This is a genomic window from Pasteurella oralis (genome assembly GCF_002850605.1).
Classification (GTDB): Bacteria; Pseudomonadota; Gammaproteobacteria; order Enterobacterales; family Pasteurellaceae; genus Pasteurella; species Pasteurella oralis.
On sequence record NZ_NXGB01000001.1, the window covers coordinates 346,875 to 359,730 of the forward strand.

Sequence of the window (12,856 nt, forward strand, 5' to 3'; positions counted from 1 at the left end):
TACATTTAAATTTGGGCAGATCTGATGATCTGCCCGATAAATCGCCATAAATACGATATATTATTGACTAATGACTTTTAAATCTACAGGGATTTTAGCGTCGACTTTTTCACCTTTTAACAGTTTATCTGCGGTAGCAACACCAAGTGCACCAATTAAATCAGGCTGTTGCGCAATTGTTGCTGCCATTTTACCTGTTTCAACTGCTTTTACACCATCATCGGTACCATCAAATCCGACGACTAAAACTTCTTTATTTGCAGCTTTGATCGCACGTAATGCACCTAATGCCATTTCGTCATTTTGCGCAAATACAGCTTTTACATCGCCTTTGCTTGCAAGCAAGTTTTCCATGACATTTAAGCCTTTGGTACGATCAAAATCAGCAGGTTGGCTTGCTAATACATCAAATTTGTGAGCTTCAATAGCTTGTTTGAAACCTTCACCGCGTTCACGTGCTGCTGATGTACCTGCGATACCTTCTAATTGAATAACTTTAGTACCAGCGCCTAATTTTTGTGCGATAAAATCACCTGCCATTTTACCACCTGCAACGTTATCTGAGGCAATATGGCTTACAACATCACCAGCAACTGCACCACGGTCTAACGTGATAACAGGGATCTTATTGCGATTTGCCATTTTCACTGCATTGACTACTGCTTCAGAATCTGTTGGGTTGATTAGTAATACTTTTACACCACGAACAGTGAGATCTTCAACATTAGCCAATTCTTTAGCGGGATCGTTTTGTGAATCAAGCACGACGAGTTTATAACCCAGCTCATCCGCTTTTTTCTGCGCACCATCTTTTAATGTCACGAAAAATGGGTTATCTAGGGTTGATACTGCTAATGCAATTGTTTCTTTAGCTAGTACAGTACCGCTAACTGCGAGGCTTAGCATTAATGCTGAAGTTAATGTGGTTAATTTTTGAAGTTTTTTCATAATGAGTTCTCCTACAAAGTGAGTGGGTTAAACTTTTTTCGTCCCTAAGTAATTATCGGCTAAAACTGCAACCAAAATAACTAAGGCTTTGGCAATCATCTGATAATAAGATGAGATATCTAATAGGTTGAGTGCATTGTTTAAGAAGCCAATAATTAATGCGCCAATTAATGTCCCCATGACACGTCCTTTACCGCCCATTAAGCTGGTACCACCAACAACAACCGCTGCGATAGCATCTAATTCATAAGAAACCCCTGCAGTAGGTTGGGCAGATGAGAGACGTGAAGTGACGATTAAACCTGCCAGTGCAGATAAGAAACCGCTGACTGCAAAGACAAAAATTTTGATTTTATTGACGTTTATGCCTGATAGTTGGGTGGCTGATTCATTACCACCTAGGGCATAGATATAGCGACCAATACGAGTATGTTTTAACACATACCAAGAAGCAGCAAAAACAAATGCCATAATCCAAATTGGTACAGGAATACCCAATATATAGCCAGTACCTAGGAAAGCAAAGGCGTCAGCACCTTCTGAGAAACCCGTGCTAATTGGGCGTCCATCGGTATAGACCATCGTCACACCACGTAATAATGTCATTGTCACTAAGGTCGCAATAAACGCCTGTACTTTACCTTTAGCCACGATCACACCGCTGACACCACCGAGTAATGTACCGATGAGAAGTGTCGCTGGAATGACGAGCAAAATAGGCAGCTCTGCGCCGACCATAGAAGCCGCAATGGCGCCTGTTAGCGCTAACACCGATCCTACTGAAAGATCGATACCAGCAATTAAAATGACAAAAGTCATGCCAACTGCAATAATTGCATTGACAGAAGTTTGACGTAGAATGTTGAGAATGTTATCAACACTGAAAAAATCAGGATTGATGATAGAAACAATCGCGATCAATACCAATAGTGCAATGACTGAGCGTTGTTCGATTAAAAATTTACCTAATTGAAAGGGTTTGGTTTGAGTTGTCATAATAAATCCTTAAAATTTAGACCGCACTTTTGCCAATGGCAGCTGCTAATAATTTCTCTTGAGTGGCTTCGCCACGTTGGAATTCCGCACTGATACGTCCTTCATGCATCACTAAAATACGATCGCTCATACCAAGTACTTCTGGCATTTCAGAAGAAACAATAATGATACTTAAGCCATCTTTTTTGAATTCATTGATCAGTTGGTAAATTTCTTTTTTGGCGCCCACATCAACACCTCGTGTTGGCTCATCTAAGATCAAGACTTTAGGGCGTGTCATTAACCCTTTTGCAATCGCGACTTTTTGTTGATTACCACCAGAAAGTAAGCCGATTTGTTGATCTTGGCTTGGCGTTTTAATGTTGAACATGGTGATAAAATCGCCGACAGCCAGTTTTTCTGCGCTATGATCGATTTGAATGGCTTTAGAAAAATAATCAAGGGCTGTCAATGACATATTTTCTTTGACCGACATGCCAAGAATTAAACCATCGCCTTTACGGTCTTCAGAAATATAGACAATGCCATTATTTAAACCATCTTGTGGACAAGTATTGTGAATTTCTTTCCCATTTAGACGTACTTTTCCACTACTACGTGGTAATGCTCCATAGAGGACTTTCATGAGTTCAGTTCGACCAGCGCCCATTAAACCTGAAATACCGAGAATTTCGCCTCGATGTAAATTAAAGGTCACATCATGTACACCACTACCAGTTAAGCCTTCTACTTCAAGTAATACCTCGCCTGCTGTTTGAGCTAAATGAGGATATTGTTCATCTAGGCGACGTCCGACCATCATTTCAATCAAGCGATCTTCATCAAGATCGACAACAGCAGCTTCACCAATGAACTGACCATCACGTAGTACGGTGACATCATCGCAAATTTCGAAAATTTCTTTAATGCGGTGTGAAATATAGACAATGCCACGTTTTTCAGCTTTTAGTTCACGAATGACTTTAAATAAGGCTTCAGTTTCAGTATCGGTTAACGCATCAGTTGGTTCATCCATAATGATGACTTTAGATTCAAAACTGAGCGCTTTGGCAATTTCCACCATTTGTTGTTCGCCAATAGACAGTTCAGCACAAAGCTGGTGGCTACTATGTGGTACACCAAGATGTTTGAGCAATTTATCGGCTTCTTGGTGCATTTTTTTCCAATCAATCCCGCCCCAAGGTGTGGTAAATTCGCGACCTAAGAAAATATTTTCAGCGATAGTTAAGTTACTGACTAAATTCAGTTCTTGATGGATAATACTGATTCCTGCTTCTTGAGAATCTTTAGGACCTTTAAACGCGACTTGTTGACCCAAATATTCAATGGTCCCTGCATCTTTGCTGTAAATACCAGTTAATACTTTCATTAGGGTTGATTTTCCCGCCCCATTTTCACCCATTAATGCCATTGCCCGTCCGGCATAAACCGATAAACATGCGTTACTGAGTGCTTTTACACCGGGGAAAGATTTATCAATACCGCTAATTTTGAGTAAAGGTTGATGTTGCATGTTGAGTACCCCTTAAAATGGTACGCCTGAATATAAAATGACATTGGCATAAGGTGAACATTCGCCACTGCGCACAATCGCTTTGCAGTGATAGGTATAAGCTTTGAATGCCTCATGATGAACATATTCCACTTTAATGTGATTTCCTTGTTGCTGTTCTAGCTGAGTAAGGCTGTTTAAAAGTGCGGTTAAAATTTTGGGATTTTTCTCTTTAATTTCTTGTGCGATCACTGCGCGCTCGACAAACATTTCTGTTGCTACTGCGTTGAAGGTTTGCAAGAAGCTTGGCACACCTGCACTTAAGGCTAAATCAACACGTTCAACGGGTGTTGGAATGGGTAAGCCTGCATCACAAATGGTTAAGCTATCTGTATGACCTAATTTGGCAATCACTTGGGATAATTGCGCATTGAGTACAGTTGTTTTTTTCATTACATACCTCAACTTTGTTTTGTTTCTTTTTTATCGAAACGTTTCGATAAGCTTTGAAGTTTAGTGTAAGAGTAAATAAAAAAAGTGCAAAAGGGTTTTATTCGATCTGTGAAGTAGATCAAACTATTTCGCTTTATACCTAGATTATTTGTATTTAAAATAACTTCAATTGATAGTTAAAACATAATGAAGGGAAGATAAAATGAAACGCATTTTGTTTGGATTACTTATTTTAATCATTTCTTATAATGCCGTCGCAAAACGAGTGAGCTGCAAGAGTTTTAAAACACAGGCACAAGCACAAGCTTATATGGAAAGGTATGCAGCATATCATTTAGATGGCGATGGTGATGGTGAGGCTTGTGAATGTTTACCGGGTGGGAGTAGCTATGGTTCTTCGAAGTGTCGCAAATAATAAAAAATGTGCTATTAACGGATGTTTTAATAGCACATTTTGCATATTAGGCCTTTTTCAAAAATTCAGATTTTAATGAAAAGCTTTGTCCATCAATTTTACAATCGACATCGTGATCTGCATCCACTAAACGAATGTTTTTTGCTTTAGTACCTTTCTTCAGGACAATTGAGGAACCTTTTACTTTTAAATCTTTAATTAGAATGACAGCATCACCATCTTGTAAAATATTACCGTTACTATCTTTAACGACTTTTTCATCATTTTCTACCACGTCGTTGCCAGACCATTCGTGACTACAATCGGGACAAACAAAATTGATTGAGTCATGATAAACATATTCGCTATGGCATTTTGGGCAATTTGGCATTTGTTCCATTCTTTAATTTCCTTCTTCAATAAAATGACGCGAAAGTATAGCAAAGAAGCAAGATTTTACCAAAATTCCGCGTTAACAACTCTGATTTGTTGAGATTCGCTTTTCCAGTAGAATCGCTGCATTTACTACAAAATAAGGAAAATAAAATGAAAAAAATTACCTTCAGTTTAGGGCTTGCTACCATGTTATTTGTTCCATCTTTATTTGCCCATAACATTCAATTGAATATGCATTTACCCGTAGTGAATGTTGCCACTGATGGTGAATTAATGCTACAAGGGGAACAAGTCAATTATCAAGCTTGGAATTCAGCAAATTTAGCTGGGAAAGTTCGTATTGTGCATCATTTTGCTGGACGCAGTAGCGTAAAGGAAAAAAATGAGCCTTTAATGGCTGCAATTAAGGCGGCACAATTGAGTGCAGAGAAATACCAAACGACGACAATTATTAATGCTGATGATGCAGTGTTTGGAACAGGTGGCTTTGTTAAAAGTAGTGCGGAGAAAGGGAAAAAAAGCAATGCGCGTAGTCAAGTAATTTTAGATCAGCAAAGTGCGGTCAAGAATGCATGGAATTTGAAAGAGAAAGAAAGCCTAATTGTGGTGCTAGATAAAAATGGTAAAGTGAAATTTGTCAATGAAGGCGCATTGTCAGCACAACAAGTGCAGGATGTGATTAGTTTAGTGACAGAATTAACCAAATAATAAACAAATATTGATAAAAATCTGTTCCTTAAATTATGTCAATGACATAATGTATCTCTGGGAACAGATTTTATGTTTCTATCTCATGCTGTCGATTGTAATAGGTTGTTTATCAACTTAGCGTTATCTCACAAGATACAAGAGAAAATTGCATCTGAGGTGATATCAGATGCCAGCCTTGCGGTTTTCAGCAGTATCTAACCAGACTTATCCAAATAGAATTTTTTATTATCCAGCACAAAAGGAGATCTTATGTCAATTAATCTCACTAGAGTACAGGGCATTATTAAAAAACTTGCTTCAATATCTTCTGTTGAAGGTGAGTTAACACGTTTAGCATTTAGTCCTGAAGATGAACTTGCACACAATTATTTGATTGAACTATGTCAAGGGTATGAGCTGTCGATTCGACGTGATGAAGTTGGTAATTTGTTTATTCGTAAAGCAGGAGTTGAAGATCATTTACCCGCAGTTGCTTTTGGTTCACATATTGATACTGTTGTTAATGCAGGCACTCTTGATGGGCCTTTAGGCTCTGTTGCCGGTTTGGAAATCTTATTAAACGCTTGTGAACAAGACATAAAAACACGCTACCCTTTGGAATTGATTATTTTTACTTGTGAAGAATCCAGCCGCTTTAATTATGCGACGCTAGGCAGTAAAGTTATGTGTGGTGTTGTGGATAAAGTGGGACTGAGCCTGTTAAAGGATAAACAAGGGAAAAGTTTAGCGGATGCGCTCGCAGAGGTGGGATTAAATTTTGAGTTAGTCGACAATGCACGACGCCAAGCTAACGAATTTAAATGTTTCTTTGAGCTACATATTGAGCAAGGACCTCGTTTAGAAAATGAAAATAAAACGATTGGTATCGTGACCGGGATTGCGGCACCAATTCGCTGTCGAGTGAAGATTAAAGGGCAAGCAGATCATTCTGGTGCGACAGCAATGCATTATCGCCATGATGCGTTATTAGGTGGTGCAGAGCTTGCTTTAGCTATTGAACAAGCGGCTATTGTAGCAGGACATTCAACCGTTGCAACCGTTGGAAATTTAGTGGCTAAACCCGGCGTGATGAATGTAGTTCCCGGTGATTGTGAATTGTTAGTGGATATTCGAGGTATTGATGTTGCTGCCAGAGAATCGGTTTTTATTGCCTTGCAGCAACAACTTGAGCAGGTTTCAGCAAGACGTGGTTTAGCGATAGAATTACAACTGATTTCTAAAGATAGTCCAGTTATATTATCTGATGGCATTATCGAGCTTATTCGTACGACAGCCGAACAGTTGGGTTATGATTATGAAATTATGCCAAGTGGTGCAGGGCATGATGCTATGCATATGGCAAAATTATGTCCAACAGGAATGATTTTTGTGCCATCTCGTGAGGGGATTAGCCATAATCCGTTGGAGTTTACTACATGGGAAGATATTGAGGCTGGAATTTGTGTATTACAACAGGTCGTGTTAACACAAGCAGAATTGATTAAGTCTTGAATGGGGCTGTTAGAGTAAAAGTGCGGTCAGTTTTTAGCAAATTTTATTATGATGTTGTTAATCAAGTGAGCAAGCTTTGATGTCACACTTATATTGAACTGTTAGAGTGGATATATGCATTTGAGTGTGATAATTCAGTAGATGAGAAGCTTATATTGTTGTAGATAAATACATCTTGAACAGTAAGTAAAAAATGGGCATCTTAAATGACAGGTCGTCGAAAGATGCCCATTTTTTAATTTGATACTTGCTATTTTTTGTAATAGACCTGCTCAAAAGGAATGCGATAACGCTCTCCCCAGATGCCCCTGCCTGCTTTACGTACACCACAAGCAACGATCATATTGATTTCAGCACCAGCTGGAAGCGCCAAAGTTTTCTTAACACGATTGCTGTCTAGCCCTTCGATTGGACAAGTATCATAGCCTTGTTCTGTCATTGCAAGCATGAACGTTTGTGCGACTAATCCACAACTTTTGTGGGTTACTATACGCATATCCGCTTCCGACATTTCGGTATAGATAGGGCGCCATAGGCTGATTGTTTTAGCTAATACTTTTCTAAATAAACCGAGTAGACCAAAACAACGGCGGTAAGCAAAGGGCATTAATTTGGCGTAATAATCCGTTTTGCCTTTAATACGATTAGCATGACGCTCGACAGGGCTGTTACGTTTTATGTTGTCAATTTCAAAATCTAAAATTGCCTGTGCACGCTGTTGATATAAATCTTGACGCGCGACAAACACAACCATTTGTTGTGCTGTTGTGGCTGCTTGTTGATTTAAACAAGCTTCGGCTAATTTGCTCAGTAATGCGTTATCCGTAATATGATAAAACTCATACAGTTGCATATTAGAACTGGTTGGCGCCAATGTGGCGAGCTGTAAGCAATGCTTTACTTTTTGGCTATCAAGAGGTTGCTCTGGATCGAAATAGCGTACGGCTCGGCGTCGCTGGAGAAGGTCGGATAAAGTCATCATAATTATTCCTTACAAAGAGATGAACTGCTTAATTTCAGTGTAGGTTAAGGGTGAATACTATAACAAACTGAGCAGGATATCGACTATGTATTTCGACAGATAAATTAGGATTTAACGCAATAAAATTAGCTGATGTACTTAAATTAGCAATAAGTTAAACGTTTTTTTACTATTTATTAAATCGTGCTGATCATTTTTTTAACGATTTTAATGTGGTGATATAGGTCAGTCCAAAAATCTCAATTTGTGTTAATACTTGCTGAAATTGCATACCAAGTTCAGTCAAACTGTATTCAACTCGTGGTGGAACTTCAGCAAAGACTTTTCTCTCTACTAATTTATCTTTTTCAAGTTGGCGCAATTGTCGAGTTAATACTGTTCGTGTTGCTTGTGGTATCAGCTTTTCAAGTTGATTAAATCGCTTAGTGCCAGTATTGAGATGATATAAAACCACAATTGCCCATTTTCCTTGTAATACTTTTTGCGTAGTAATGTAAGGGCATTGCTCATAATTAATTGACATAAAAATACCTTTTAAAATCAATGATAGTCATCTATTTGATACTATGTATTATAAATGTGCGTACTTGTTAAATGAAGACTAGGGAGTATAACATAGTTCAAGTTGAAGATGTCTTCTATTTTACTCAGGAGGATGAGCATGAAAAATGAGATGATGAAGGTATTTAATACTTATACCCAAGCGTTAGCTTCTGGTGATTTTGCCGCTGCATTTGCTTGTATGGCTGATGACATTAAATGGCATATGGGAGGAGAAAGTCCTTTATCTGGCTTAGTTGTTGGTAAATCTGCATTACAAGCACGTTTAGCCGAGTTTGTTAAGCGTAGCAATGGCACTTTTCGAGTTGTCACACATTGGGCAGCATGTAATGATGATTTTGTTGCGGCAAGTGTTGTTTCTTCTGCACAACGTAGTGCTCAAGATAGACTGAATATGCCAGGTATTGATTTATTTAAAATTACCGACGGCAAAATTCAAGAGGTATGGACCTTTGCTCAATTTCAGGATGTGGAAGATCTATTTTGGCAACAGTAGCTTGGTATCTAAGCTGAATCTAGAATCAATATCAGAAATGGCAAAAATGCACCAAAACTGACCGCACTTTTGCCTGATTGCAATTAGGTGAGATTGCTGATGTTATTGTACAGCGCAAAAACAAAGGCACCAGCAATCACAGATAACAAGATTTTCTCATTTGTTTTGAGTTGCAAGCATTTACCTTGATATTGGTATCTTGAATATAAATAAATAGCGATTCCGGGTACGTAAAGTAATACCGACAGTAATAAGTAGTTTAAGCCTGCGGCGTAAATAATCCATAAGCCATAGATCGATGCCATTAAACCCGTTAATTTAATGTACCAGGCGCTATTTTGTTGAATAGACAATTTGAGTAAATAAGCGCCAATTAACAAATAGGGTACGAGGATCATTGAGGTTGAGATCAGTAAAAGAGCATTATAACTTTTGCCTGTCATTAAGACTAAAATTAAACAGAATTGTACAATGAAGTTAGTGAACCAAAGAGAATTGATTGGTGTCTCGTTTTCATTTATTTTGTTCAAGATTTGTGGAAATGCGCCATTTTTTGCACCACGATAAGGGACTTCAGCAGAATACATTGTCCAACTAATGTATGAGGCGAGTACGGAAACAATTAAGCAAGCAGTAATAATGATTTTTCCACTATGACCAATCATATTTTCCAATAACCCCGCCATAGACGGATTCGGCATATTCGCAATAGTTTCGCGTGGTAAGATCCCGAGTGATAAAACTGTAATTGCAACATATAAAATTAATGCAATGACAATACCGAATACTGTTGCTAATCCTACATCACTGCGTTTTTTAGCATGTGCCGAAAGCACTGCCGCACCTTCAACACCAACAAACACCCATAATGTAATTAACATCGTATTTTTAACTTGATCTGAAATATTATTCTTTAATTCAACAGCGTTAATATCATGATTAAAAGTTTGTGGTGAGAAATACCAAGCCGCTAAGACAATGAATAATACGAGCGGAAATGCTTTGACAAAAGTTGCGAGTAGGTTAAGAAAAGCAGCCTCTTTCACGCCTCTTGTGATGAGCCAATGCACCAACCATACTACAATTGAAGCACCCAAAAATGCAAAAAATGTATTACCTTGCCCAAATAATACACGATCTTCATTATCAGTGAATAAACCTAATCCTTCAAAGGCAACGACCAAATATCCCACACTACCAATAGTCGCACACAACCAATATCCCCATGCGGAGAGGAAACCAACTAAATCACCAAAGCCTTCGCGCGCATAAGTATAAATACCGCCATCAAGCTCGGGTTTTAAACGCGAGATATAGAAAAAAGATAAGCCAAGAAAGATAATGCCGATACCTGTGATAACCCAGCCAATGATTAATGCTTGTGCGCCTGCGACTTCAGCCATATTCTGCGGCAAACTGAAAATTCCCGAACCAATCATTGAACTTAGCACTAATGCGGTGAGGGATAATAATCCGATTTTTTTATTCGACATCTTGTCTTCTCTTATTTTTATTATGAATGTGAATGAAAAAGCACCGCACTTTGGGAAGTAAAGTGCGGTGCTTTTTTAGTGAGTTTTATACGTTAAAGCGGAAATGCATGACATCGCCATCTTGTACAACATAATCTTTTCCTTCAAGGCGCCATTTACCCGCTTCTTTTGCACCAGCTTCACCTTTATATTGAATGAAATCTGCATAAGAGATCACTTCAGCACGAATAAAGCCTTTTTCAAAATCAGTATGAATTACCCCTGCTGATTTTGGTGCAGTTGCACCAATTGGAATTGTCCAAGCACGCACTTCTTTGACACCAGCGGTGAAGTAGGTTTGTAAATTAAGTAATTTATAACCAGCACGAATAACACGATTCAAGCCCGGTTCTTCAATGCCTAAATCTTGCAGAAAATCAACTTTTTCTTCATCATCTAATTCAGCAATTTCAGATTCAATTGCTGCACAAACAGGCACAACAACAGCACCTTCTTTCTCTGCAATGTCACGTACAAGATCTAAATAAGGGTTATTTTCAAAGCCATCTTCATTAACGTTAGCAATGTACATTGTGGGTTTTAAGGTTAAGAAATTGTAACCTTTGATAGCTTGTAATTCCTCTTTATCTAAACCTATCGAACGAATCATACCGGCATTTTCAAGTACTGGTAAGATTTTTTCCATAATAGAAAGCTCGAATTTAGCGTCTTTATCACCACCTTTAGCGCGTTTTTGTAAACGTTGGATTGCGCGTTCACAGCTATCTAAATCAGCTAAGGCAAGTTCGGTATTAATGGTGTCAATATCTTCGGCGGGATCAATTTTACCCGCGACGTGCACGATATCGTCATTTTCAAAACAACGCACAACATGACCAATTGCATCGGTTTCACGAATGTTGGCTAAGAACTTATTTCCTAAACCCTCGCCTTTACTGGCACCAGCGACTAAACCTGCAATATCGACAAATTCCATTGTCGTTGGCAGAATGCGTTCTGGATTGACGATAGCTGCGAGTGCATCTAAACGTGGATCTGGCATCGGTACTACGCCTGTATTGGGTTCAATCGTGCAGAAAGGGTAGTTTGCTGCTTCAATACCTGCTTTAGTTAATGCATTAAATAGTGTAGATTTTCCCACGTTAGGTAAACCTACAATGCCACATTTAAATCCCATAATTTTTCCTTACTTAATAAATTTGATTTTATTGAACTTTACTTACATCGTTTAAGTGGTACATTTTCCCCCACTTTCGCAGTGACTTTGCCTGTTGGTGTCTCAAGTGGGGTAAGCGTATTTATTCGAACAGAGCACTCTTTTCCCGTAAATTGATAATGCAGCTCATAGTCAACACCAGCTTTAGGCATAAACTCTGCATTGATTTCACAGTAAGTATTTGAGTGCGTTTTTGCATTGCCAACATAGCCAGTAGTGCCAAACCAAGTTGTACCACTGACGATTGCGGGTTCATTCGCAATAATACGCTGCTCAATAAATGAGACAGTATCAAAGTAGCTATCTCGTTTAAGCGTATCAACGCTATATTGTGTTTGGGGCATGCCAATCGAGACACTCTTTAATGTACGTCTCGGCAATCCATTATGCGTGTTTTCACTTTTAAACGGATTGCGACTACGGATCTGTTTTTGACCTTCTTGAACTTGTTTACAACTTGTTGCACTGAGTATCTTGGTTGTTTTATTACCATTTGATTGATAGATTCGAATTCTTGCATCTGTTGTTGGGTCATAGGCTGTTTTTTTCTGTACAAGTACTGCACGAGCAGAACAACCGCTTAATACAACAGCAATTAATAATGTAGGCAATAATTTTTTCATGTTTAGCTCCTCACAGTTAAGCTTTAAAACTATTTAAACGATTTGTTGCTTTTGTAATTCCTTCTTTGATTAAGATCTCTATACAATCCGTTGCTTCATCAAGAACTTTATCCATTAATTGCCAATCTGCTGGGGAAGGTTTACTAAGCACATAAGCAGAAACTAAATTTTTATCTCCTGGGTGACCAATACCAATGCGTAAACGATAGAAATTTTTGTTATTCGCTAGTTGTGTGATTGTATCGCGTAGCCCATTATGCCCACCATGCCCACCACCTTGTTTAATTTTAGCAACGCCAGGTGGTAGATCTAATTCATCATGAATGACTAAAATTTCTTCAGGTTTAATACGATAGAAGTTGGCTAGTGTGCTGACGGCTTTACCACTTAGATTCATAAATGTAGTAGGCACTAAAAAACGCACTTCATGTCCATGAATCAATGCGCGTGCTGTTTTACCAAAATACTTATTTTCTGGCACTAAATTAAGATTAAAACGACGCGTTAAACGCTCAATTAACCATTCTCCAGCATTGTGGCGAGTATCCGCATATTTATCGCCCGGATTTGCTAATCCCACAATTAATTTTATTTCAGACATTCT

The 12,856-nt window shown here is 38.5% G+C and carries 15 protein-coding genes; 4 read left to right on the top strand and 11 right to left on the bottom strand.

The genetic code is table 11. The features are described 5' to 3' along the window. Positions 1 to 60: 60 nt before the first annotated feature. The 4 genes from rbsB to rbsD are packed head-to-tail and all read right to left on the bottom strand — an operon-like array spanning position 61 to position 3,889. Positions 61 to 948, bottom strand: a complete 888-nt coding sequence (gene rbsB, locus C0975_RS01680) for a ribose ABC transporter substrate-binding protein RbsB (protein ID WP_101774663.1) — start codon at positions 946 to 948, stop codon at positions 61 to 63. A 27-nt stretch (positions 949 to 975) separates the two neighbouring features. After that, complete coding sequence (gene rbsC / locus C0975_RS01685; RefSeq protein WP_101774664.1) at positions 976 to 1,944, bottom strand: ribose ABC transporter permease; 969 nt, start codon at positions 1,942 to 1,944, stop codon at positions 976 to 978. Positions 1,945 to 1,960: 16 nt separating this feature from the next. Further along, positions 1,961 to 3,457, bottom strand: coding sequence for a ribose ABC transporter ATP-binding protein RbsA (rbsA, locus tag C0975_RS01690; RefSeq protein WP_101774665.1), 1,497 nt, complete (start codon positions 3,455 to 3,457; stop codon positions 1,961 to 1,963). Positions 3,458 to 3,469: 12 nt separating this feature from the next. Continuing rightward, positions 3,470 to 3,889, bottom strand: coding sequence for a D-ribose pyranase (gene rbsD, locus C0975_RS01695; RefSeq protein WP_101774666.1), 420 nt, complete (start codon positions 3,887 to 3,889; stop codon positions 3,470 to 3,472). 202 nt (positions 3,890 to 4,091) lie between these two features. Here rbsD and C0975_RS01700 point away from each other — a divergent pair, with 202 nt between their 5' ends. Next, entirely contained in the window at positions 4,092 to 4,304 is a 213-nt protein-coding gene (locus C0975_RS01700) for an excalibur calcium-binding domain-containing protein (RefSeq protein ID WP_101774667.1), read from the top strand. A gap of 46 nt (positions 4,305 to 4,350) precedes the next feature. Here the strand turns inward: C0975_RS01700 and C0975_RS01705 are convergent, their stop codons facing one another. Next, positions 4,351 to 4,683, bottom strand: coding sequence for a zinc ribbon domain-containing protein YjdM (locus tag C0975_RS01705; protein WP_101774668.1), 333 nt, complete (start codon positions 4,681 to 4,683; stop codon positions 4,351 to 4,353). A 146-nt stretch (positions 4,684 to 4,829) separates the two neighbouring features. Here C0975_RS01705 and C0975_RS01710 point away from each other — a divergent pair, with 146 nt between their 5' ends. Together C0975_RS01710 and C0975_RS01715 are read left to right on the top strand one after the other, a co-directional pair. Next, the gene (locus C0975_RS01710; protein ID WP_101774669.1) at positions 4,830 to 5,387 is read left to right on the top strand and encodes a YtfJ family protein; all 558 of its coding nucleotides are present in this window, start codon (positions 4,830 to 4,832) and stop codon (positions 5,385 to 5,387) included. A gap of 252 nt (positions 5,388 to 5,639) precedes the next feature. Next, entirely contained in the window at positions 5,640 to 6,881 is a 1,242-nt protein-coding gene (locus C0975_RS01715; RefSeq protein ID WP_101774670.1) for a Zn-dependent hydrolase, read from the top strand. A 250-nt stretch (positions 6,882 to 7,131) separates the two neighbouring features. Here the strand turns inward: C0975_RS01715 and C0975_RS01720 are convergent, their stop codons facing one another. Both C0975_RS01720 and C0975_RS01725 read right to left on the bottom strand, forming a co-directional pair. Beyond that, a complete protein-coding gene (locus C0975_RS01720) occupies positions 7,132 to 7,860 on the bottom strand; it encodes a nitroreductase family protein (RefSeq protein WP_101774817.1) in 729 nt (242 codons plus the stop codon). A 193-nt stretch (positions 7,861 to 8,053) separates the two neighbouring features. Beyond that, the gene (locus tag C0975_RS01725; protein ID WP_101774671.1) at positions 8,054 to 8,386 is read right to left on the bottom strand and encodes a winged helix-turn-helix transcriptional regulator; all 333 of its coding nucleotides are present in this window, start codon (positions 8,384 to 8,386) and stop codon (positions 8,054 to 8,056) included. A 138-nt stretch (positions 8,387 to 8,524) separates the two neighbouring features. Between C0975_RS01725 and C0975_RS01730 the strand changes: the two genes are divergently transcribed. Next, positions 8,525 to 8,920, top strand: a complete 396-nt coding sequence (locus tag C0975_RS01730; protein ID WP_101774672.1) for a nuclear transport factor 2 family protein — start codon at positions 8,525 to 8,527, stop codon at positions 8,918 to 8,920. An 83-nt stretch (positions 8,921 to 9,003) separates the two neighbouring features. On the opposite strand, the gene C0975_RS01735 is transcribed toward C0975_RS01730, so the two are convergent. The 4 genes from C0975_RS01735 to pth form a co-directional block, all read right to left on the bottom strand. Continuing rightward, on the bottom strand, positions 9,004 to 10,413 hold the full coding sequence (locus C0975_RS01735; RefSeq protein WP_101774673.1) for a basic amino acid/polyamine antiporter: 1,410 nt from the start codon (positions 10,411 to 10,413) through the stop codon (positions 9,004 to 9,006). An 85-nt stretch (positions 10,414 to 10,498) separates the two neighbouring features. Then, positions 10,499 to 11,590: a redox-regulated ATPase YchF gene (gene ychF / locus C0975_RS01740; protein ID WP_101774674.1), complete on the bottom strand. Its 1,092-nt coding sequence runs from the start codon at positions 11,588 to 11,590 to the stop codon at positions 10,499 to 10,501. Positions 11,591 to 11,628: 38 nt separating this feature from the next. Next, positions 11,629 to 12,252 (bottom strand): lipoprotein, encoded by a 624-nt coding sequence (locus tag C0975_RS01745; protein ID WP_101774675.1) that lies wholly within the window; start codon positions 12,250 to 12,252, stop codon positions 11,629 to 11,631. 16 nt (positions 12,253 to 12,268) lie between these two features. After that, the gene (gene pth, locus C0975_RS01750; protein WP_101774676.1) at positions 12,269 to 12,853 is read right to left on the bottom strand and encodes an aminoacyl-tRNA hydrolase; all 585 of its coding nucleotides are present in this window, start codon (positions 12,851 to 12,853) and stop codon (positions 12,269 to 12,271) included. Positions 12,854 to 12,856 lie beyond the last annotated feature (3 nt).